The organism is Cellulomonas humilata (assembly GCF_030814415.1).
GTDB classification, from domain to species: domain Bacteria; phylum Actinomycetota; class Actinomycetes; order Actinomycetales; family Cellulomonadaceae; genus Cellulomonas; species Cellulomonas humilata_A.
Map to the genome: position 1 here is coordinate 291,288 of NZ_JAUSVB010000005.1, position 21,532 is coordinate 312,819.

A 21,532-nucleotide genomic window follows, 5' to 3' on the forward strand; every position below is an offset into this window, starting at 1 on the left:
CGCCTTCCGGCGGCACGGACCGGGAGGACCACGATGACCGACGAGCCCACCGGCGGCAGGCCGCAGGTCGCGGTGCTGGGCGGCGGTGTGATGGGAGAGACGCTGCTCAGCGCGCTGCTGACCGCGGGCTGGGCGCCGGAGCAGGTGGAGGTCACCGAGCGGTACGTCCCGCGGGCCGACGAGCTCGCCGGACGGTACGGCGTCCGGACCGGGGCCTCGAACGCCGAGGCGGCCGCCCGCGCCGACGTCGTGCTCCTGGCGGTCAAGCCGAACATCGTCGCGTCCGTGCTCGACGAGGTGTCGCAGGCCCTGCGCGGTGGCGAGCTCGTCGTCAGCGTCGCCGCCGGGCTGCCGATCTCCAGCTACGAGAAGCGCCTTCCCACCGGGCAGCCGGTCGTCCGCGTCATGCCGAACACGCCGGCCGTCGTCGGCAAGGGTGCCAGCGCGATCGCACCCGGCACCCACGCGACCGAGGGGCACCTGGTGCTCGTCGAGACCATGCTCGCCGCCACGGGGCTCGTGGTCCGGGTGGAGGAGAAGGACCTGGACGCGGTCACCGCGATCTCCGGGTCCGGGCCGGCTTACGCGTTCTACCTCATCGACGCGATGGCCGAGGCGGGCGTCCTGCTCGGTCTCAGCCGGGACCTCGCGACGAAGCTCGCCGTCGCCACCGTCGAGGGATCCGCAGCGCTCGCCGCCCAGTCGGGGGACCACCCAGCGGTCCTGCGCGAACGGGTGTCGTCCCCGGGCGGCACCACCGTCGCTGCGGTCCAGGTGCTCGACGCCCACGGCGTCCGCGCCGGGGTCGTCGCTGCCGCTGAGGCGGCCCGGAACCGCTCGCGCGAGCTCGGCCAGCAGTACTGATGAACAGTGCCGCGCGTCCCCCCGCCATGAGTGACGTCGCCGCGCTCGCGGGCGTCTCCCACCAGACCGTCTCCCGCGTGCTCAACGACCACCCGAGCGTCCGCCCCGAGACCCGCGAGCGCGTCGCCGAGGCCATCGCCCAGCTGGGCTACCGCCGCAACAGCGCGGCCCGCACCCTGGTCACCCGCCGGTCCGGCACCCTCGGCGTCGTCACCCCCGCGACCGCGCTGTACGGCCCGACGAGCACCCTGGTCGGGCTCGAGGAGGCGGCGCGCGTGGTCGGCTGGTTCGTGTCCGTGGCGACCATCCGGCAGTTCGACGGCGACAGCATGCACACCGCGCTCGAGCACTTCCTCGGTCAGGGCGTCGACGGCATCGCGATCATCGCGCCGACCACGGAGGTCGCCCAGGCCATCGCCGCCATCGCCTCACCGGTCCCGGTGGTGCTCATCTCGTCGGCGTCCGACGTGCCGCCCGTCCCGCACCTGCACGCCGTCGGCGTCGACCAGCGGCACGGCGCCCGGCTGGCCACCCAGCACCTGCTCGACCAGGGCTTCACCGAGGTGGTGCACGTCGCCGGACCGCAGGACTGGTTCGACGCCCAGGACCGGCTCGCCGGCTGGCGCGAGGTCTCCGGCCCCGGTGCCCCCGAGCACATCGAGGCGGGCTGGGACGCGGCCGACGGCTACGAGCTGGGGCTGCGCATGGTCCGCGAGGGCGTGCCGAAGGCGATCTTCGCGGCGAACGACCAGCTGGCGCTCGGCCTCCTGCACGCGTTCTGGGAGAAGGGTGTGCGGGTGCCGAACGACGTGGCGATCGTGGGGTTCGACGACGAGGTCGGCGCCGCCCACTACACGCCGCCGCTGACCACGGTCCGGCAGGACTTCGGGGCGCTCGGGCGGCTCGCAGTCGACTCCCTGCAGGCCGCGTTCGCCGGTGAGGACGTCGCGCGCCAGCAGATCCCGGCCGAGCTGGTGGTCCGCGCCAGCTCGGTGCGTCGCCCCTAGGCCCGCGCCGGCTCCTGCCAGCGGCGGCCGATCGCGCGGAGCATCCGCGGGTACACGATCGTCCGTCGCAGGGGCGCGATGAGGGCCATGTACAGGCGTCCGCCCCAGCCGTTCGGTCGGACCAGCGCCGACATCTGCGCCCGGTACACGCCGGCCTCGTCGGGCACCCACCCGATGTGCATGAGCGCGTGCACGGTCCCGTTGGCCAGCTCGGCGACCCACTCGTCGTGCGTCTGGAACACCGACGTGAACGGCAGGGAGGCCACGTCGGGTCCGCGCGGTCCGTCGGCGAGGTCGCTCGGCAGCCGCTCGCGCAACGAGTGCACGCGGTCGCCGACGCCCTTTCCGGGTGCGTCCCAGCCGAACAGCTCGCCGAGCTTCCAGCGCGCCGCGAAGAGGAAGCCGACGATCCCGCCGCGGACCGCCGACCCGTCCCCGCCGGCGAACGCGTGCACGAGGCGGTCGAGGTCGTCCGGGCCGCCGGGCGTCGGGAGCTCCCAGACGTCCTCGAGCGCGAAGTCCGGTGCGACGTCGTGGACCCGCCACGGCCGGGAGGTGAACTCCGTGTCTGCGAGCCTCATGGCGCTGCCCCTCGTCGTCGGTCCGGTGCTCTCGACCGTAGCCAGACACCCCTGAGAGCGCCCTGAGCCCTCAGCCTCCCCACAGCCGCGCATGACCTCGGAGGTCATCGACACGATGACCTGCCGGACGCGACGGTTCTGGTGCCACGACCGCCACCAGCTCGGAGGAGCACCATGACCACGTCCCCAGCCCTGACCGCCGCACCGACGAGCGAGCGGACCCTGCGCCGCGTCCTGGCCGCGGATGCGCTCGTCGGCCTCGTCGCCGCCATCGCGCTGCTCGCCGCGACCGAGCTCTACGCGCGGCTCACGGGCCTCCCCACCCCGGTGCTCCGCGGGGTCGGGCTGGCGCTCGTCGGCTACGTCGTCGCCCTGGCGTGGGCGAGCCGCGCGCGTCCGCTGCCCCGGCGAGCGGTCGGCGCGCTCGTCGTCGCCAACTGGGCCTGGGTGGCGGCCAGCGCCGTCCTGCTCGCGATGCTCCCGGCGACACCGTTCGGGGTGGTCTACGTGATCGGGCAGGCGGTGGTTGTCGCCGGGTTCGCCGTCGCGGAGGCACGCGGGCTCGCCCGGCTGCCAGACTCGTCGGCACCATGACACAGGGATCGGGTGCGCTGCTGCGGCAGTGGCGGGTGCGGCGGCGGCTGAGCCAGCTCGAGCTGTCGTCGCAGACGGGGGTCTCGACGCGGCACCTGAGCTTCGTCGAGACGGGTCGGTCCAGCCCGAGCCGCGACCTGGTGCTCCGGCTGAGCGCGCACCTCGACGTGCCGCTGCGGGAACGGAACCACCTGCTCATCGCCGCCGGGTTCGCGCCCGAGTACCGCGGCACCCCGCTGGACGACCCGTCGATGGCCGCCGTCCGTGCCGCCCTGCGCGTGGTGCTCGACGGGCACGGCCCCAACCCGGCGCTCGTCGTCGACCGCTCCTGGAACCTGGTGGAGGCCAACGCCGCGGTCGCCGTGCTGCTCGGCGACGTGGATCCGGCCCTGCTCGAACCGCCGGTGAACGTGCTGCGGGTCGCGATGCACCCCCGCGGCATGGCACCCCACATCGCGAACCTGGCCGAGTGGCGGGCGCACGCGCTCGACCGCGTCCGGAGGCAGGTCGCGGCGACGGGGGACCGCGGGCTCGCCCAGCTGCTCGAGGAGCTCAGCGCGTATCCCGGCGGCGAGGCCGTGTCCGGTGCCACCGACGGGGTGGCCATCCCGATGGGGCTCACGGTCGGCGGGGAGTCGCTCACCTTCCTCACGACGGTGGCGACGTTCGGCACGCCCCTCGACATCACCGTGGCCGAGCTCGTGATCGAGTCGTTCTACCCGGCGGACGCCGAGACCGCGCGAGCGCTCACCCGGCTCGCGGCGTCGGTGGACCCCACGCTGGTCGAGGCGGTGCTGAGCCGCACTCGCGAGTCCTAGGCTCGGGGCACTGCCGACGCCCTCTGGAGGTCCGATGATCGACATCGCCGAGCTCGCCGACCAGCACCTCGACGCTGCCCGGACGGACCCGCACGGCCGGTCGGCGGGGGTCGTGGCGCACGACGGCGAGCTGCGTCAGACGGTGATCGCCCTGACCGCCGGGTCGAGCCTCGGGGAGCACAACTCGCCGAACGCGGCGACGCTCCAGGTCTGGCGTGGTCGCGTGCGCGTCGAGTCGCCGGCCGGTGATGTCGAGGCCAGCGCGGGGCACCTGTGGGTGCTCACGCACGAGCGGCACTCGGTGCACGCGGTCGAGGACTCGGTCTTCCTGCTCACGACGCTCACCGGGGTGGGCCGGTCCTCGCACGGGTGATCGAGGCCCGGGCGGTACCGCCGCCCGCGAAGTGGACCGCGGACCCGATGTTAGCGCTAACATGTGTCTCGGCCGCCGGCGTCCGCCGCGGTCTGTGACGTACGGAGCGGAGTCCGCGTGATGACGGTCGATCCCCACGGTGCCGACCCCCGGGAGGCCATCGCCGCCGGTCGGACGGCGATCGGCATCGAGCTGGGCTCCACCCGGATCAAGGCCGTCCTGATCGGCCCGGACCACGCCCCGCTGGCCAGCGGCAGCCACGACTGGGAGAACCAGTTCGTGGACCGCGTCTGGACGTACTCGCTGGACGCCGTCTGGTCCGGCCTGCAGGAGGCCGTCGCCGCGCTGCTGGCCGACGCCGAGGCGCAGCACGGCGTGCGGCCGACCACTGTCGGTGCCATCGGGATCTCCGCGATGATGCACGGCTACCTCGCGTTCGACGACGCCGACGAGCTGCTCGTGCCGTTCCGTACCTGGCGCAACACCACCACCGGCGCGGCCGCGGCGGAGCTCACGGGGCTGTTCGGCCACAACATCCCGCTGCGCTGGTCGATCGCCCACCTGCGCCAGGCCGAGCTCGACGCGGAGCTGCACGTTCCCGACATCGCGTTCGTCACCACGCTCGCCGGGTACGTGCACTGGAAGCTGACCGGTCGCAAGGTGCTGGGCATCGGCGACGCGTCGGGCATGTTCCCGATCGACACCGCGGTGAACGCCTATGACGAGCGGATGCTCGCCGCGTATCCCGGTGCCGACGTGGCCACGCTGCTCCCCGAGATCCTGCTTGCCGGCCAGGACGCCGGCAGCCTGACCGAGGCCGGCGCAGCACTGCTCGACCCCACGGGCACGCTCCAGGCCGGGATCCCGCTCTGCCCGCCCGAAGGCGACGCCGGCACGGGGATGGTCGCGACGAACGCCGTCGCACCGCGCACGGGCAACGTCAGCGTCGGCACCAGCATCTTCGCGATGGTGGTGCTGGAGAAGGCACTGAGCAGCGTGCACCACGAGCTCGACCTCGTCACCACGCCGTCCGGCGACCTCGTCGCGATGGTGCACTGCAACAACGGCGCCAGCGAGCTCGGGGCGTGGGCCGAGGTCTTCGGCCAGTTCGCCGCGGCGCTCGGTGCCTCGGCCAGCGCCGACGACGTCTTCGGGGTGCTGCTGCGCGAGGCCCTGCGTGGGGACGCCGACGGCGGCGGCCTGCTGGCCTACAACTACCTGTCGGGCGAGCCGATCACGGGGCTCGACGAGGGACGCCCGCTCGTCGTGCGGACCCCGGACAGCCGGCTGACGCTCGCCAACTTCATGCGCACCCAGGTCTACAGCGCGTTCGGCACCCTGAGCCTCGGCATGCGGGTCCTGCGCGGCGAGGGCGTCGAGCTCGACGCGATGTTCGCGCACGGCGGCCTGTTCCGGACCGAGGGGGTGGCGCAGCGGCTGCTAGCGGCGGCCGTCGGTGCGCCCGTCACCGTGGGCAGCACCGCGGGCGAGGGTGGCGCCTGGGGCATCGCGGTGCTCGCCGCGTACCTCGGTGCGGCGCCGGAGCAGGACCTGGCCGGCTACCTGGAGGAGCGCGTGTTCGGCGGTGCCGTCGCGACGACGGTGGAACCGGACGCCGACGACGTCCGCGGCTTCGACGCCTACCTCGAGCGCTACAGCGCCGGGCTGGCGATCGAGAAGGCCGCGGTGGAGGCACTGTGAGCACCTACCCGCAGACCGTGCTCGACGAGATCGAGCGCACGCGCGCCGTCGTCGCGACCCTGCACGCCGAGCTCCCGCGCTGGGGCCTCGTCGTGTGGACCGCCGGCAACGTGTCGCAGCGCATCGTTGTCGGATCGGAGCCCGGACCCGACGACCTGCTCGTCATCAAGCCCTCCGGCGTCACCTACGACGAGCTCACGCCCGAGGCGATGGTCGTCTGCGACCTCGACGGCACCCTCGTCGAGGGCACCCGTGCACCGTCGAGCGACACCGCCGCGCACGCGTACGTCTACAAGAACCTGCCGCACATCGGCGGCGTCGTGCACACGCACTCGACCTACGCGACGGCCTGGGCTGCACGCGGCGAGCCGGTGCCGTGCGTGCTGACGATGATGGCCGACGAGTTCGGCGGCGACGTGCCCATCGGCCCGTTCGCGCTCATCGGTGACGACTCGATCGGCCGCGGCATCGTCGAGACCCTGCGGGACTCCCGTAGTCCTGCGGTCCTCATGCGCAACCACGGCCCGTTCACCATCGGCAAGGACGCCAAGGCCGCCGTGAAGGCCGCCGTCATGGTCGAGGAGGTCGCGCGCACGGTGCACATCGCCCGTCAGCTGGGCGACACCGTCCCCATCGCGCAGTCCGACATCGACTCCCTGTACGCCCGCTACCAGCACGTCTACGGCCAGCAGCCCACGAACACCCCGGAGAGCGACTCATGACCAAGCCCTACGCCGACCGCGAGATCTGGTTCCTCACCGGGAGCCAGGGTCTGTACGGCGAGGAGACCCTGCGGCAGGTCGCGACGCAGTCGCAGGAGATCGCCGCCGTGCTGCAGGACGTCCTGCCGGCGAAGGTCGTCTGGAAGCCCGTGCTGACCGACTCCGACGCGATCCGCCGCGCTGCGCTGGAGGCCAACGCGGACGACTCGGTCATCGGCGTGATCGCGTGGATGCACACGTTCTCCCCGGCCAAGATGTGGATCGCCGGCCTCGACGCGCTGCGCACCCCGCTGCTGCACCTGCACACGCAGGCGAACGTCGAGCTGCCGTGGGACTCCATCGACTTCGACTTCATGAACCTCAACCAGGCCGCGCACGGCGACCGCGAGTTCGGGTACATCGCGACGCGGTTGGGTGCCGCGCGCAAGACGGTCGCGGGGCACGTGTCGAACCCTGCCGTGACCGCGTCGATCGACGTCTGGGTGCGCGCGTGCGCCGGCTGGGCCGCGACGCACGAGCTCAAGCTCGCCCGGTTCGGCGACAACATGCGCAACGTCGCGGTGACCGAGGGCGACAAGACGGAGGCCGAGCTGCGGTTCGGCGTCTCGGTGAACACGTGGGGCGTGAACGACCTCGTGGCTGCGGTCGACGCTGTCGCTTCAGCAGACGTCGACGCGCTGGTCGCGGAGTACGAGGAGCTGTACGACGTCGTCCCCGAGCTGCGCAAGGACGGGGACCGGCACGACTCCCTGCGCTACGGCGCCCGCCAGGAGATCGCACTGCGCACCCTGCTCGAGTCGCTGGGCGCCAAGGCCTTCACGACGAACTTCGAGGACCTCGGTGACCTGCGCCAGCTGCCCGGGCTCGCCGTCCAGCGGCTCATGGCCGACGGCTACGGGTTCGGCGCCGAGGGCGACTGGAAGACCGCCATCCTCGTCCGCGCCGCCAAGGTGATGGGCGCGGGGCTGCCCGGTGGCGCGTCGCTGATGGAGGACTACACCTACGACCTGACGCCCGGCTCGGAGCGGATCCTCGGCGCCCACATGCTCGAGATCTGCCCGACCCTGACCACGTCGAAGCCGACCCTGGAGATCCACCCGCTGGGCATCGGCGGCAAGGAGGACCCGGTCCGCCTGGTGTTCAGCGCCGACCCCGGTGTCGGTGTCGTCGTCTCGCTGGCCGACATGCGCGACCGGTTCCGCCTCACCGCCAACGTGGTCGACGTCGTCCCGCCCACCGCGGACCTGCCGCACCTGCCCGTCGCCCGCGCGGTGTGGGAGCCCCGCCCGGACTTCCGCACGTCGGCCGAGGCGTGGCTCACCGCCGGGGGAGCACACCACACGGTCCTCACGACGGCCGTCGGGGTCGAGGCGTTCGAGGACTTCGCCGAGATCGCCCGCACCGAGCTGCTCGTGATCGACGAGGCCACCACGCGCCGCGGCTTCCGTGACCAGGTGCGCTGGAACCAGGTCTACTTCCGGCTCGCCCAGGGATTCTGACGCGTTCCCGGACGGGTGGGGCGCAGATGATTGCCTCACCCGTGCGTGTATGCATACGGTCAAGAGCACGACTACGGAGGGCGAGTCGATGACGGAGCAGGGGGTGGTCGGGACCCGGTGGCTGCTCCGGGCCCTGCTCGTCGTCTGCGCCGGGCTGCTGCTCACCGTTCTCGGGTTCTCGACCTCCGCGCACGCGGCCGACGATGCGCCGGGGCAGGGCGACGCCGCGACGACGGAGCCGAGCACACCGGTCGACGATCCTGTGCCGGCCGCCGACGACCCGGACGCCCCTGTGGTAGCGACGACCATGCTCGCCACCGTCCCGGTCGTGGACGAGACCGAGCCGGTCGGATCGGTCCCGGAGGTGCTCGAACCGGCCGAGTCGCTGCCCGAGGTGCTCTCGGCTCCGGAGGTCCCGTCGGACCTGCCGCCCGAGGTGGACGCGCCCGCGACACCTCTCCCGGTCGTCGTGGACGTCCGCGCCGCGGAAGTCGTCGGCACCCTGACGCCCTCGTCGGCCCCCGCGCTCGACGCGCTGAGGCCACCGGCCCCGCTGCTGTCCACCTCACCCCGAGCGCGCGCCGTGGAGCACCGCCCGATGACGCCGGCCGCCGCTGACACGTCGGCCCCGGCCGTCCCCGTCCCCGCCGCCGTCGTCGCGCAGACCCCGTGCCCGATCGTCGCTGCGCCGGTCGTCGCGACCGCGCGCCCGACCTCGCCGTGGAGCCGCGGGGTCGACGGCGGCAACCGGCCCCAGCCCGACGACCTGCCGCCGGTCGTCGTCGCGCCGCCCAGCGTCGAGCACGTCCGCAGCGGTCCGAGCCGAGGGGACGACCCCGTTCCCGCTGATGGCCCGGCCGCCCTTCTGCCACCCGCGGGCAGCGCCGGGTCGTCCCACGGACGCGCCGGTGCCGACGGGGACCTCCCGGCCGAGGTCGATCCGCCGCAGCTGCGCGTGCTGAGCTCGCGGGCCGGACCCTGTCCGACGACGGCGCCCGCCCCCCAGGACGAGATCCTCGACTCCCCTGCGTGACCGGGCGCCTCGCGCACCAGCGCGACCCGCCCCGCGCCCGTCCAGGGCGTCCCCACGTCGTCCAGGGAGTCCGCCGTGCACCCGTTCCTTCGCCGATCTGTGCAGACCGTCATCATCACCGGCGGCCTGGCCGCCATCGCCCTCGAGCTGGCGGGGGCCGCCGCCGCGCTCGCGATGGCGGTCGTCGCCGTCGCGGCCGCCCCGGTCGCGACGCGGCCGTTGCGCTGGCCCGCCAGCAGAGGCCCGTCCTTGCTCCTCGAGGTACCGACGCAGCGCACCGCCACCCCGGAGTCCTGAGCCCGCTCCGTACGCTGTGCCCATGTCCCTCGACGCCGGCACCGACGACGACACCGGCGTCGGCCCTGCCGCTACGGCCCGGCGGCGAGGTCGTCGGCCCGCCGGGGAGGACACGCGCGGCGCCATCCTGGCGGCCGCCCGCGACGAGTTCGCCGAGCGGGGCTTCGACGGGGCGAGCATCCGGTCGGTGGCGCGTCGTGCGGACGTGGACCCCGGTCTGGTCCGGCACTACTTCCGGAACAAGTCCGACCTCTTCGCCGCCGGGATCGTGCCGAGCGGCGTCGACCCGGCGGTCCTCGTGGCACGGATCGCGGCCGGCGGCGTCGACGGGCTCGGGGAGCGGCTGCTGACCGCGGTGCTGGGGATCTGGGGGCAGGACGGCGGGGTCGCGCTCCGCGTGGCGTTCGCGGGGATGACGTCCGGGGAGATGCAGGCCGAGGCGCTCGCGGGGTACGTGGGCCGGCAGGTCTTCTCGAGGGTCGCGCAGCTGCTGCCGCCGCCGGACCAGCAGCTGCGGGTGTCGCTCGTCGCGTCGCAGGTCGCCGGGGTCCTGATGGCCCGGCACGTCCTGCGGCTCGAGCCGCTGGCGTCGATGCCCGTCGAGGACGTCGTCGCCCTCGTCGGCCCCACGCTCGACCGCTACCTCACCGGTCCGCTCTAGCGCTCCGCCACGCTCACCCCGCTCGTCGGGCGACCGCCACCGCCCAGGCGACGAGCGGGATCTGCAGAGGCAGCCGCCCCCACGCGACGACGGGCTTCCCGGCCCACCCGCGCGCATCTGGTCGGGACCGCACGGCCATCGTCACGTTCCCCGGGAACACCCCGACCAGCAGGGCGGCCGACGCCCACCCGCCGAGCCGGCGCGTCGGGGGCACGACGAGGGCCGCGGCGCACGCGAGCTCCGCGACGCCGCTGCCCAGCACCCACGGGTCGGGATCGCCCAGGGTGCGCGGGATGAGCGGCCGGAAGATGCCAGGCCGGCGCAGGTGCAGCACGCCCGACGTGCCGAGCAGGGCGGCGAGCGCGAGGGCCGGGCCGTGCCGGCGGAGGGTCTCGGTGAGCACCCGTCACCGTAGGCGTCGGAGCCGGGGCGGGGCACGTCGGGAGGTCGGTGTCGGCCCGTGTGGGTCCAGGTCGGTAGCGTGCGGCGCATGGACTACGCAGGCGTGATCGCCCTGGAGTCGGCGCGGATGGCCGACGCCCTCGCGGAGGCTCCGCCCACGGCGCAGGTGCCGTCGTGCCCGGACTGGAGCACGGCCGACCTGGCCTACCACCTGGGTGAGGTGCAGGACTTCTGGTCGCAGATCGTCGGGAACGCCCCCGCGGGTCCCGACGACGCGCAGGACACGGAGCGCCTGCCGGACGACGAGCTGGTCCCGTTCCTGCGCACGCGCACGCAGGCGCTGCTGACCGCGCTCGCCGCGCACGACCCGGCCGACCCGTGCTGGTCCTGGTCGCCGGTGGGCGGCACCGTCGGCTGGGTGCTGCGCCGCCAGGCGCACGAGGCGCTGGTGCACCGGGTCGACGCCGAGCAGACCGCGGGGCTGCCGGTCACCGACCCGGGGACCGCGCTGGCGGCCGACGGGGTCGACGAGATGCTCGGGGTCATGGTCAGCGGGCTGCCGTCGTGGGCCACGTTCACGCCCGACGGCCGGCGGGTCCGCCTGCTCGCCACGGACGCCGGACGCGAGTGGGTCATGGCCTTCGGCCGGTTCCACGGCACGTCCCCGACCACGGGCAAGGAGTACGACGACGAGTGCGCGGAGCTCGTCGGCGGTGCGCCCTGGGAGGGGGAGGACGAGGACGTCACCGCGACGGTCGCCGGTCCGGCCTGGGACCTGGAGCTGTGGCTCTGGGGGCGCGGGAGCGCGGACGGGCTCACGGTCGACGGGGACGAGGCGGCCGTCGACCGGTTGCGCGCGGTGATCGTCGAGTCCACCCAGTAGCCCGGTCCGGATGCTTGCGTCGCGACCCCGTCGGGAGCACAATTCCTCGCATGGGGAATAATGCGATCGAGATCGCGGGGCTGCGGGTCGTGCGCGGTGGCATCCCCGTCATCCCGTCGCTCGACCTGGCCGTGCCGGTCGGGCAGGTCGTCGGGCTCCTGGGCCCGAGCGGCAGCGGCAAGACCACGCTCATGCGGGCCATCGTGGGAGCGCAGATCGTCGAGGGTGGCACGGTCACGGTCCTCGGCCTGCCCGCGGGCTCGGCGGCGCTGCGGCGGCGGATCGGCTACGTCACCCAGTCGCCCAGCGTCTACTCGGACCTGACGGTCACGGAGAACCTGCGGTACGCGGCCGCGATCCTCGGGGTCGACGCGGCGGCGATCCGCCAGGCGCTCACGGACGTCGACCTGATCGGGCACGCCGGCCAGTCCATCGGGACCCTGTCCGGCGGGGAGCGCGCGCGGGTGTCGCTGGCGATCGCCCTGCTGGGAGCGCCGGACCTGCTGGTGCTCGACGAGCCGACCGTCGGCCTCGACCCGGTGCTGCGCCGCGACCTGTGGGAGCTGTTCCACCGTCTGAGCCGGTCCGGCGTCAGCCTCCTGGTGTCCAGCCACGTGATGGACGAGGCCGCGCGGTGCGACCGCCTGATCCTGCTCCGCGGGGGAGGCGTGCTGGCCGACGGCACGCTGGCCGACCTGCTCGACCGCACCGGCACGACCGACGCGGAGGCCGCGTTCCTGGCCCTCGTCGACGAGGCCGCCGCCCACGACGCCGATCGGGACCCTGCGGCGAGAGGAGCAACGCCGTGAGTGCCACGCTGACCGCGACCGCCGTGCGGGACGTCCCGTCGCGCACGATGACGGCCACCCTCACGGCGGCGACCGCCCGCCGCGTCCTCACGCAGCTCCGGCACGACAAGCGCACGATCGCGCTGGTCGTCCTGCTGCCGTGCGTGCTGATCGGCCTGATCGCGTGGATGTTCAACGGCACCCCGGTGCTCGACCAGTTCGGTCCGCTGCTGGTCGGGCTGTTCCCGATGATGGTGATGTTCCTGGTCACCAGCGTCGCCACGCTGCGGGAGCGCACGTCGGGGACGCTCGAGCGGCTGATGACGCTGCCGATCGGCCGCGGCGACGTCGTCGTCGGCTACGCCCTCGCGTTCGCCGTCCTGGCCACTGTCCAGGCGCTCGTCATCGTCGGGTTCGCCGTGTGGGTGTGCGGCATGGACGTCGCCGGTCCGATCGGGCTGGTGGTCCTCGTCGCGGTGCTGGACGCCGTGCTCGGCTGCGCGCTGGGCCTCGGCGCGTCGGCCCTCGCGAAGACCGAGTTCCAGGCCGTGCAGCTCATGCCCCTCGTCCTGTTCCCCCAGCTCATCACCTGCGGCCTGCTCATGCCGCGCGACGAGATGCCGACCGTCCTCGAGTGGATCTCCCGCGTGCTGCCGCTGACCTACGCCCTGGACGCCATGCAGCTCCTCGCCGCGGGTGGCACGTGGACCGACGTCCGCGGCGACGTGGCGGTGATCGCCGGCTTCATCATCGGCGCCCTCGTGGTCGGCGCCGCCACCCTCCGCCGCCGCACCCCCTGACCCCCTGTGGCGGGCGACATCGTGCCCGCGCGGGGGGTGACGGTGCTGAGCGAGAGCCGCGACCGAATCGAAGCGTGACCGGAATGCAACCTGAGAACGCTGCCACGGGTCCGAATGTGAGCGCTAACATGCAGGCGAACCACCTGCTGGACCCCGGTCCAGCGGGACGCGTGCTCCCGGTGCCCCGGGTGCGCGACGCGGCCCGACCGGCGTGGGTCGGGCCCGCGAGTGAGTGCGTTTCTCGAGGAGGAGAAGCAGATGGTCAGCAAGATGTTCAGGTCCCGGACGATCGCCGCAGGTATCGCGGTGCTCGCACTCGGGCTCGCAGCGTGCAGCAGCGGCGACTCCGGCGACGCGGAGACCGCCGGTGGTGACAGCGGCGACGGCGGCGCGATCACGGTCGGCTTCAGCCAGGTCGGCTCGGAGAGCGGCTGGCGTGCCGCCAACACCAAGTCGATCCAGGACGCCCTCACGGCGGAGGCCGGGTTCGACCTCAGCTTCTCGGACGCCCAGCAGAAGCAGGAGAACCAGATCCAGGCGATCCGGTCCTACATCGCCCAGGGCGTGCAGTACATCGCGTTCTCCCCGGTCGTCGAGTCCGGCTGGGACAGCGTGCTCGAGGAGGCCAAGGACGCCGGCATCCCGGTCATCCTGACCGACCGCGCGGTCGACTCCGAGGACACGTCGCTCTACGTGACGTTCATCGGGTCGGACTTCGTCGAGGAGGGCAAGCGCATCGGTGACTGGGTCTCCGAGAACCTCGGCACCGAGCCCATCAACGTCGTCGAGCTGCAGGGCACCACGGGCTCCGCACCGGCGATCGACCGCAAGACCGGGTTCGAGGACGCCATCGCCGGGAACGACAACATCTCGGTGATCGCCTCCGAGACCGGCAACTTCACGCGCGCCGAGGGCAAGACGGTCATGGAGGGCTTCCTCCAGGCGTACCCCGACATCGACGTCGTGTACGCGCACAACGACGACATGGGCCTGGGCGCCATCGAGGCGATCAAGGCGGCCGGCAAGGTGCCCGGCAAGGACATCAAGGTCGTCACGATCGACGGCGTCAAGGACGGCATGACCGCCCTCGCCGCCGGCGAGATCAACTACATCGTCGAGTGCAACCCGCTGCTCGGCCCGGACCTCGCGGAGATCATCAAGACCCTCGAGTCCGGCGGCACCGTCGAGCCCCGCATCGTCACCCAGGACGAGGCATTCGACCAGGCCGGCGCGCAGGCAGTTCTGGCCGACCGGGAGTACTGACCGGGCAGCACGACCCGACCCGACTGGTTCGCCACAGGCTGCCCGGGGGGACCCCACGTCCCCCCGGGCAGCACCGCCCTGCCGGTACCGTGAGACCGGCGCGGACGAAAGGTCGACGATGACCGACACAGCAGTCAGCACGCAGGACCCGGCACCCATCGTCGCGATGACCGGGATCTCCATCACGTTCCCCGGGGTCAAGGCGCTGGACGGCGTCGACTTCCGGCTGTTCCCCGGCGAGGTGCACGCCCTGATGGGCGAGAACGGTGCCGGGAAGTCCACCCTCATCAAGGCCCTCACCGGCGTGTACACGGTCGACTCCGGGTCGATCGTCGTCGACGGCGAGGAGCGCACGTTCGCCGGTCCCGCGCAGGCGCAGGCCGCGGGGATCAGCACCGTCTACCAAGAGGTCAACCTCTGCGACAACCTGTCGGTCGCGGAGAACATCATGCTCGGCCACGAGGTGCGCCGGGCCGGGGTCGTCGACTGGCGGCGCACCCGCAGCGCGGCCCGCGAGCACCTGCGGACCATGAACCTCGACATCGACCCGAAGTCGTCGCTGTCGTCCCACTCGTTGGCCGTGCAGCAGCTGGTCGCGATCTCGCGCGCGATGGTCGTCGACGCCCGGGTGCTCATCCTCGACGAGCCGACGTCCAGCCTCGACGCCGACGAGGTCGCCCGCCTGTTCGACGTCGTGCGCGCCCTGCGCGACCGCGGCGTCGCCATCCTGTTCGTGTCCCACTTCCTCGACCAGGTGTACGCGATCAGCGACCGTATGACGGTCCTGCGCAACGGCGCGCTGGTGGGGGAGTACCGCACGGCAGACCTGGACCGGGTCGAGCTGGTGCAGAAGATGATCGGCCGCGCGCTCGCCGTGCTCGAGGAGCTGGAGGAGGCACCCAAGCGGTCGGTCGCCGAGCGAGCCGACACGCAGCCGTTCGTGCAGGCCATCGGCCTCGGGCGCAAGGGCACGATCGAGCCGTTCGACCTCGACGTGTACGCCGGCGAGGTCGTCGGGCTCGCGGGTCTGCTCGGCTCCGGCCGCACGGAGCTCGCGCGGCTGCTGTACGGCGCGGACCACGCGGACTCGGGCGAGATCCGGGTCGAGGGGGTCCACACGAAGATGCGGACCCCGCGCAACGCCCTGGCGCGCGGCATCGTGTACTCCTCGGAGAGCCGCAAGACCGAGGGCATCGTCGGGGACCTGACGGTGCGCGAGAACATCGTGCTCGGCCTCCAGGCCGACCGCGGCTGGCTGCGTCGCATCTCGCGGCGGAAGTCCGACGACGTCGTCAACCGCTACATCGAGGCGCTCGGCATCCGCCCGGCCAACCCCGAGGCGATCGCCGGCAACCTGTCCGGCGGCAACCAGCAGAAGGTGCTTCTCGCACGGTGGCTCGCCACCGCCCCGAAGCTCCTGCTGCTCGACGAGCCCACGCGCGGGATCGACGTCGGCGCCAAGGCCGAGATCCAGAAGCTCGTCGCCGACCTGGCCGCGCAGGGCATGGCCGTCGTGTTCATCTCCGCCGAGCTCGACGAGGTCCTGCGTCTGTCGCACCGCATCGCGGTGCTGCGCGACCGTCGCAAGGTCGCCGAGATCACCAACTCCGACGCCGTCACCACCGACGACGTCGTCCACCTCATCGCGAGCGGAGGGCAGTCATGAGCTCCGTCATGAGCTCGGCCGGCACCGTCGCCCGGCACCGGTTGTTCTGGCCCGTCGTCGCGCTGGCCGTGCTGCTGCTGGCCTGCGTGCTCAAGTCGAACACGTTCCTCAACATCACCGTCCTGGAGGGCCACCTCTACGGCGGGCCGATCGACATCGTGCGGCGCTCCAGCGTGCTGCTGCTCGTGGCCCTGGGCATGACGCTCGTCATCGCGACGCGCGGCATCGACCTGTCCGTCGGCGCCGTCATGGCGATCGCCGGGGCGGTCGCCCTGTCCCAGATCGCGGCCTCGGACAACCCGGAGTCGCTCACCGTCGTGCTGTCCGCCATCGGCAGCGCCGTCCTGGTCTGCCTCATGATCGGGGTGTTCAACGGGTTCCTCGTCGCGGTGGTCGGGATCCAACCGATCATCGCGACCCTCGTGATCATGACCGCCGGCCGAGGCATCGCGATGCTCATCACCGGTGGCCAGATCACCACCGTGACCAGCGCCCCGTACAAGACGATCGCCACCGGCTACTGGCTGGGGCTGCCCGTCGCGGCGCTCATCGCCGGGTTCTTCTTCGTCGCCATGGCGCTCATCACGCGTCGCACGGCGCTCGGGGTGCTCATCGAGTCGGTCGGCATCAACCCCGTCGCCTCGCGGCTGGCGGGCGTGCGCGCCCGGACGATCATCTGGACCGTCTACATCCTGTGCGCGTTCTTCGCGTGCGTCGCCGGGTTCATCCGCAGCTCCGACATCATGGCGGCCGACGCCAACAACGCCGGGCTGTTCATCGAGCTGGACGCCATCCTCGCGGTGGTCATCGGCGGCACCTCGCTGGCCGGCGGCAAGTTCTCGCTGGTCGGGACCCTGGTCGGGGTGCTCGTGATCACCACGCTGACGTTCTCGGTGACCATCCTGGGCATCCCCGCGAACGCGGTCTCCCTGTTCAAGGCTCTCGTCGTCATCCTCGTCTGCCTGCTCCAGTCGCCGGTCGTCCGGCAGAAAATGCGGAAACGACGAGCAGCGCCGGTCGGAACAGCCCCTGCTCCCGTGGAGGTCCCGGCCTGATGGCGACCGACCAGCTCACCCCTTCGAAGGCGCCCACCGACGCGCGGCCGTCCTTCGGCTCCCGCGTCCGCAGGTTCCGCATCGACGAGCGCTACGTGCCCGTGCTGGGCACGGTGGTCGTCCTGATCGCCATGCTGGCCATCGGTGGCTCCCGGTACGAGAACTTCCTCACGGGCCGCGTCATCGCCAACGTGCTCATCAACAACTCGTTCCTCGTGGTGATCGCCGTCGGCATGACGTTCGTGATCCTCACCGGGGGCATCGACCTCTCCGTCGGCGCCGTCGTCGCGCTGTCGGGCTGCGTCGCGGCGTGGATGTTCACGCACGGCTACGGCGCCGCGGTCGCGATCCCCGCGGTCATCCTCGTCGGCACGGTCATCGGCCTGGTCGTCGGGGTGATGGTGCACGTGTTCGAGATACAACCCTTCATCGCCACCCTGGCGGCGATGTTCCTGGCGCGCGGCCTCTGCTACATCGTGGCGCCGGAGTCCATCCCGATCACCGACCCGACGATCGTCGCGCTCGCCCGCACGCGCTGGGGCACCGACGACGGCCTGGTCATCACGCCGAGCGGCGTCATCGCGCTCGCCGTCGTGGCCATCGCGTTCGTGACCCTGCACTACACGCGCTTCGGCCGCACGGTCTACGCGATCGGCGGCAGCGAGCAGTCCGCCAAGCTCATGGGCCTGCCCGTGGCGCGCACCAAGGTGCTCGTCTATGTCATCAGCGGCACCTGCGCAGGGCTCGGCGGCCTGCTGTTCGCGATCTTCTCGCGGTCCGGCTACGCGCTGACGGGTGTCGGCATGGAGCTCGACGCCATCGCCGCGGTCGTCATCGGTGGCACGCTGCTGACCGGTGGCAGCGGCTTCGTCCTGGGCTCGGTGCTGGGCGTGCTGGTGCTGGGCCTGATCCAGACGATCATCACGTTCGAGGGCACCCTGAGCTCGTGGTGGACCAAGATCTTCATCGGCGCCCTGCTGCTGATCTTCGTGGTCCTGCAGCGACTCCTGGCGATCCGCCGCCGCTAGACCGACCGCGAGCTCGGTGCTCCGCGTCCAGCTCGGCGGCTCCAGCCACCGAGGTCGACGCGGACCACCGAGCTCGCGGGTCAGGGGCGGGCTGCGAAGCGCTCCAGCAGGTCCGCGTGGCCCGAGACGATGATCAGGTCGTTGGCCGACAGGCGCGTGTCCGGCGTGGCGTAGACGAAGTCGATGCCCGGGCTCTTCACGCCGATCACGGTCACGCCGTAGCGCTCGCGCACCTTCGACTGCGCGAGCGTGAACCCCTGCGTCTCCTTGGGCGGGCGCATCTTGACGATGGTGAACCCGTCCTCCACCTCGATGTAGTCGAGGAGCTTGCCGGACACCAGGTGGGCCACGCGCGCGCCGGCGTCGGCCTCGGGGAGCACCACGTGGTGCGCGCCGATGCGCTGCAGGATGCGCGCGTGCTCGTTGCTGATGGCCTTGGACCAGATCTGCGGGATGCCGATGTCCACCAGGTTCCCGGTGATCAGCACGGACGCCTCGAGGTAGGACCCGACGCCGACGACGGCCACGGGGAACTCGCGCGCGCCCAGCTGCTCGAGCGCCTCCGGGTTGGCGGCGTCGGCCTCGACCAGCGCGATGCGGCCGGCCCACTGGGCGACCAGCTCGGGGTTGCGCTCGACAGCGAGCACGTCCTGCCCGAGGCGGTCCAGGGTCGCGGCGATGGCGGACCCGAACCGGCCGAGCCCGATGACGAGCACACCCGAGTCCTTCCTGGGCGTGCGTGGTGCGTTCTGCGTCCCTCTGAGGGAGTCGCCAAACCTGTCAGCCAATGATCGGCCTCTCTTCTGGTAGCCGGATCACCCGACGACGGTTGCGCAGCGCGAGCGCGGCCGCAAGAGTCATCGTGCCGGTCCGGCCGATGAACATGAGCACGGTGAGCACGTACTTGGCGCCGTCGGGCAGCCCGGGAGTGATCCCCGTGGACAGGCCGCAGGTGGCGAACGCCGAGATGACCTCGAACAGCACCCGGTCCAGGGTGAGCCCCGTCATGGCCAGGAGCAGCAGCGACGAGACGAGCACGAGCGTCGCCGAGACGAGCGAGACGGCGATCGCGACCTGGAGCGCCTCGCGCGGGATCCGTCGTCCATAGGCCTCGACGTCCTTGTCGCCGCGGCCCTCGGCGATGATCGCGAGCAGCATGACGGCGAGGGTCGTCACCTTGATGCCGCCCGCGGTCGATGCGGAGCCGCCACCGACGAACATCAACGCGTCCATGAGCAGCCAGGTGCCCTCGTGCATCTCGCCGATGTCCACCGTCGAGAAGCCGCCGGAGCGGGGCATGACACCCGCGAACAGGGACGCCAGGATCGTGGCGCTGGGACCGAGCGGCTTGAACGTCTCCGGGTTGGTCCACTCGAACGCGGCCACGAGGACCGACCCCGCGACGACGAGCGCGAGGCTGGTGGTCACCGTGAGCTTGGAGTGCAGGCTCCACCGCCGCGCCTCGCGCAGGTGCCGGGCCACGTTGAGGATCACGGGGAAGCCGAGCGAGCCGATGAAGACGCCGATGATGATGGGCATCAGCACCCACCAGTCGGACACGAACGGCGCGAGGCCGTACGACGTGGGCACGAAGCCGGCGTTGTTGAACGAGGAGATCGCATAGAAGATCGAGTGCCAGGCCGCCGCGCCGAGGTCCTCGTCGAACATGAGGAACCGCGGGAAGAGGACGAGCGCGATGATCAGCTCGAGCGCGACGGACGTGATGATCACGGTCCGGATCAGCGACCCGACCTCGCCCAGCCGCGTCTCCTTGGTCTCCGACGACACCAGCAGCCGCTGCGTCAGGCCGATGCGGCGGGAGACGGCCATGCCGAGCAGCGACGCCAGCGTCATCACGCCGAGGCCACCGATCTGGATGGCGACGAGGATGACGACGAGCCCCCAGGCAGACCAGTACTCGCCCGTGGGGACCACGACCAGACCGGTGACGGTGCTGGCGGAGGCGGCGGTGAACAGCGCGTCGACGAACGGGGCGCGCTCTCCGGTCGCCGTCGCCCACGGGGCGGACAGGCCGAGCGTGACCGTGCCGATCACCAGGCCGAACACGCCGAGCGCGAGCCGGGCGGGCGACTGCCGTGCGGAACGGTCGACGTACTCGCGCAACCGCAACGCCACGCCCGGGCGACCCCGCGCCATCACACCTCCCGCAACCGGCCGGCGCTCGCCGGTCGGGGCAACTGTGGCATGCCGCGGGCGTCCGGATCGACCCGACAGGCTCGCGAGAGGCGCAGTCCGGTCGGATCGACATCGACGGCCTCGGGTGCGACGGTGAGCGCATGACGTCGTCGGCACCCGTGCGCGTGGTCTGGTCGCGCGAGATGCTCGCGTACGACTTCGGTCACGGGCACCCCATGACGTCCGAGCGGCTGGACCTCACCATCCGGCTGGCCGAGGCGCTCGGGCTGCTGGTCGGTGACGACGTCGAGCTGGTCGGCGCCGAGATGGCCTCCGACGCCCTCCTGCAGACCGTCCACACGCCCGCGTACGTGGCCGCCGTGCACGCCGCGTCCACGGACGGCACCCCGGACCCCGTGTTCGGCCTGGGCACGTCCGACGACCCGGTGTTCCCCGACATGCACGAGGCGTCGGCCCGGGTGGTGCAGGGGTCGGTCGACTCGGCGCTCGCCGTGTGGGAGGGGCGCGCGCTGCACGCCGTCAACGTCACAGGTGGGCTGCACCACGCGATGCCGGCGTCGGCGTCGGGGTTCTGCGTCTACAACGACGCTGCCGTGGCCATCCGCGCTCTCCTGGAGGCAGGTGTCCAGCGGGTGGCCTACGTCGACATCGACGCCCACCACGGCGACGGCGTCCAGACCGTCTTCTGGGACGACCCGCGCGTGCTGACCGTCTCGGTGCACGAGACCGGGCAGGCCCTGTTCCCGGGGACCGGCCACGCCCGGGAGACCGGGGGACCGGGCGCCGAGGGCACGGCGGTCAACGTCGCGCTCCCGTCGGGCACCGGCGACGCCGGCTGGCTGCGGGCCCTGGATGCCGTCGTGCCGGCCGTGGTGCGCGCCTTCGACCCGGACGTGCTGGTCACGCAGCACGGCTGCGACACGCACCTGCTGGACCCCCTGACGCACCTGCGGGTGAGCGTCGACGGGCAGGTGCTCGCGGCGCACCTGCTGCACGACCTGGCGCACGAGGTCGCGGACGGTCGGTGGGTGGCGCTCGGTGGCGGCGGGTACGCCGTGGTCGACGTGGTCCCGCGGTCGTGGACGCACCTGCTCGGGATCGCGACGCACCACCCCGTGGATCCGGGCACGCAGATCCCCGACGAGTGGCGCTCCCTGGTGCGTGAGCGGTACGGACGGCTGGGTCCGGACCTGATGACCGACGGTCGCGACGCCCGGTTCAGCCCGTGGTCCTCGGGCTACGACCCGGGCAACGACGTCGACAGGTCCATCCGCGCCACCCGAGCCGCGGTCTTCCCGTCCCTGGGCCTGGACCCGGACCACGACTGATCCCGTCGAACC

General features: G+C 72.4%; 23 protein-coding genes. 19 read left to right on the forward strand and 4 right to left on the reverse strand.

Annotation, left to right across the window (positions count from 1 at the left end; genetic code table 11):
* The first annotated feature begins 33 nt into the window (after nt 1–33).
* Together proC and J2X26_RS17650 are read left to right on the forward strand one after the other, a co-directional pair.
* A complete protein-coding gene (gene proC / locus J2X26_RS17645) occupies nt 34–864 on the forward strand; it encodes a pyrroline-5-carboxylate reductase (RefSeq protein WP_307494012.1) in 831 nt (276 codons plus the stop codon).
* A 26-nt stretch (nt 865–890) separates the two neighbouring features.
* Nucleotides 891–1,871 carry a LacI family DNA-binding transcriptional regulator gene (locus tag J2X26_RS17650; protein WP_307494013.1) on the forward strand — a complete coding sequence of 327 codons (981 nt, stop codon included), beginning with the start codon at nt 891–893 and terminating at the stop codon, nt 1,869–1,871.
* Here J2X26_RS17650 and J2X26_RS17655 read toward each other — a convergent pair.
* On the reverse strand, nt 1,868–2,452 hold the full coding sequence (locus J2X26_RS17655) for a DUF2867 domain-containing protein (RefSeq protein ID WP_307494014.1): 585 nt from the start codon (nt 2,450–2,452) through the stop codon (nt 1,868–1,870). The two genes, J2X26_RS17650 and J2X26_RS17655, sit on opposite strands and share 4 nt — an antisense overlap.
* A gap of 174 nt (nt 2,453–2,626) precedes the next feature.
* Here J2X26_RS17655 and J2X26_RS17660 point away from each other — a divergent pair, with 174 nt between their 5' ends.
* The 9 genes from J2X26_RS17660 to J2X26_RS17700 all read left to right on the forward strand — a co-directional run bounded on the left by J2X26_RS17660 (nt 2,627) and on the right by J2X26_RS17700 (nt 10,150).
* A complete protein-coding gene (locus tag J2X26_RS17660) occupies nt 2,627–3,046 on the forward strand; it encodes a hypothetical protein (RefSeq protein WP_307494015.1) in 420 nt (139 codons plus the stop codon).
* A complete protein-coding gene (locus tag J2X26_RS17665; RefSeq protein WP_307494016.1) occupies nt 3,043–3,864 on the forward strand; it encodes a helix-turn-helix transcriptional regulator in 822 nt (273 codons plus the stop codon). The genes J2X26_RS17660 and J2X26_RS17665 overlap by 4 nt, the downstream gene beginning before the upstream one ends.
* Before the next feature lie 34 nt (nt 3,865–3,898).
* The gene (locus tag J2X26_RS17670; protein ID WP_307494017.1) at nt 3,899–4,237 is read left to right on the forward strand and encodes a cupin; all 339 of its coding nucleotides are present in this window, start codon (nt 3,899–3,901) and stop codon (nt 4,235–4,237) included.
* Nucleotides 4,238–4,357: 120 nt separating this feature from the next.
* Nucleotides 4,358–5,938: a xylulokinase gene (locus J2X26_RS17675; RefSeq protein WP_307494018.1), complete on the forward strand. Its 1,581-nt coding sequence runs from the start codon at nt 4,358–4,360 to the stop codon at nt 5,936–5,938.
* A complete protein-coding gene (locus J2X26_RS17680; RefSeq protein ID WP_307494019.1) occupies nt 5,935–6,660 on the forward strand; it encodes an L-ribulose-5-phosphate 4-epimerase in 726 nt (241 codons plus the stop codon). The genes J2X26_RS17675 and J2X26_RS17680 overlap by 4 nt, the downstream gene beginning before the upstream one ends.
* Nucleotides 6,657–8,159, forward strand: a complete 1,503-nt coding sequence (araA, locus tag J2X26_RS17685; protein ID WP_307494020.1) for an L-arabinose isomerase — start codon at nt 6,657–6,659, stop codon at nt 8,157–8,159. Before J2X26_RS17680 ends, araA begins: the two co-directional genes overlap by 4 nt.
* An 88-nt stretch (nt 8,160–8,247) precedes the next feature.
* Nucleotides 8,248–9,192, forward strand: a complete 945-nt coding sequence (locus J2X26_RS17690) for a hypothetical protein (RefSeq protein ID WP_307494021.1) — start codon at nt 8,248–8,250, stop codon at nt 9,190–9,192.
* Between the two features lie 75 nt (nt 9,193–9,267).
* A complete protein-coding gene (locus J2X26_RS17695) occupies nt 9,268–9,489 on the forward strand; it encodes a hypothetical protein (RefSeq protein WP_307494022.1) in 222 nt (73 codons plus the stop codon).
* Between the two features lie 22 nt (nt 9,490–9,511).
* Nucleotides 9,512–10,150 carry a TetR/AcrR family transcriptional regulator gene (locus J2X26_RS17700; protein ID WP_307494023.1) on the forward strand — a complete coding sequence of 213 codons (639 nt, stop codon included), beginning with the start codon at nt 9,512–9,514 and terminating at the stop codon, nt 10,148–10,150.
* A 13-nt stretch (nt 10,151–10,163) separates the two neighbouring features.
* On the opposite strand, the gene J2X26_RS17705 is transcribed toward J2X26_RS17700, so the two are convergent.
* Nucleotides 10,164–10,553 carry a DoxX family protein gene (locus J2X26_RS17705; RefSeq protein WP_307494024.1) on the reverse strand — a complete coding sequence of 130 codons (390 nt, stop codon included), beginning with the start codon at nt 10,551–10,553 and terminating at the stop codon, nt 10,164–10,166.
* An 87-nt stretch (nt 10,554–10,640) separates the two neighbouring features.
* Here J2X26_RS17705 and J2X26_RS17710 point away from each other — a divergent pair, with 87 nt between their 5' ends.
* The 7 genes from J2X26_RS17710 to yjfF all read left to right on the forward strand — a co-directional run bounded on the left by J2X26_RS17710 (nt 10,641) and on the right by yjfF (nt 18,035).
* Nucleotides 10,641–11,435 (forward strand): maleylpyruvate isomerase family mycothiol-dependent enzyme, encoded by a 795-nt coding sequence (locus J2X26_RS17710; protein WP_307494025.1) that lies wholly within the window; start codon nt 10,641–10,643, stop codon nt 11,433–11,435.
* 50 nt (nt 11,436–11,485) lie between these two features.
* Nucleotides 11,486–12,244, forward strand: coding sequence for an ABC transporter ATP-binding protein (locus J2X26_RS17715; protein ID WP_307494026.1), 759 nt, complete (start codon nt 11,486–11,488; stop codon nt 12,242–12,244).
* A 47-nt stretch (nt 12,245–12,291) separates the two neighbouring features.
* Nucleotides 12,292–13,023, forward strand: coding sequence for an ABC transporter permease (locus J2X26_RS17720; protein ID WP_307494159.1), 732 nt, complete (start codon nt 12,292–12,294; stop codon nt 13,021–13,023).
* Nucleotides 13,024–13,281: 258 nt separating this feature from the next.
* Nucleotides 13,282–14,286 carry an ABC transporter substrate-binding protein gene (locus tag J2X26_RS17725; protein ID WP_307494027.1) on the forward strand — a complete coding sequence of 335 codons (1,005 nt, stop codon included), beginning with the start codon at nt 13,282–13,284 and terminating at the stop codon, nt 14,284–14,286.
* A 118-nt stretch (nt 14,287–14,404) separates the two neighbouring features.
* Nucleotides 14,405–15,952, forward strand: coding sequence for a sugar ABC transporter ATP-binding protein (locus tag J2X26_RS17730; protein WP_307494028.1), 1,548 nt, complete (start codon nt 14,405–14,407; stop codon nt 15,950–15,952).
* The gene (locus J2X26_RS17735; RefSeq protein WP_307494029.1) at nt 15,949–17,007 is read left to right on the forward strand and encodes an ABC transporter permease; all 1,059 of its coding nucleotides are present in this window, start codon (nt 15,949–15,951) and stop codon (nt 17,005–17,007) included. The genes J2X26_RS17730 and J2X26_RS17735 overlap by 4 nt, the downstream gene beginning before the upstream one ends.
* Nucleotides 17,007–18,035, forward strand: a complete 1,029-nt coding sequence (yjfF, locus tag J2X26_RS17740) for a galactofuranose ABC transporter, permease protein YjfF (RefSeq protein WP_307494030.1) — start codon at nt 17,007–17,009, stop codon at nt 18,033–18,035. Before J2X26_RS17735 ends, yjfF begins: the two co-directional genes overlap by 1 nt.
* A gap of 80 nt (nt 18,036–18,115) precedes the next feature.
* On the opposite strand, the gene J2X26_RS17745 is transcribed toward yjfF, so the two are convergent.
* A complete protein-coding gene (locus J2X26_RS17745) occupies nt 18,116–18,751 on the reverse strand; it encodes a potassium channel family protein (RefSeq protein WP_307494031.1) in 636 nt (211 codons plus the stop codon).
* Between the two features lie 64 nt (nt 18,752–18,815).
* The gene (locus J2X26_RS17750; RefSeq protein WP_307494032.1) at nt 18,816–20,192 is read right to left on the reverse strand and encodes a TrkH family potassium uptake protein; all 1,377 of its coding nucleotides are present in this window, start codon (nt 20,190–20,192) and stop codon (nt 18,816–18,818) included.
* Nucleotides 20,193–20,332: 140 nt separating this feature from the next.
* On the opposite strand from J2X26_RS17750, the gene J2X26_RS17755 reads away from it, so the two are divergent.
* Nucleotides 20,333–21,520: an acetoin utilization protein AcuC gene (locus tag J2X26_RS17755; RefSeq protein ID WP_307494033.1), complete on the forward strand. Its 1,188-nt coding sequence runs from the start codon at nt 20,333–20,335 to the stop codon at nt 21,518–21,520.
* Nucleotides 21,521–21,532: the final 12 nt, after the last annotated feature.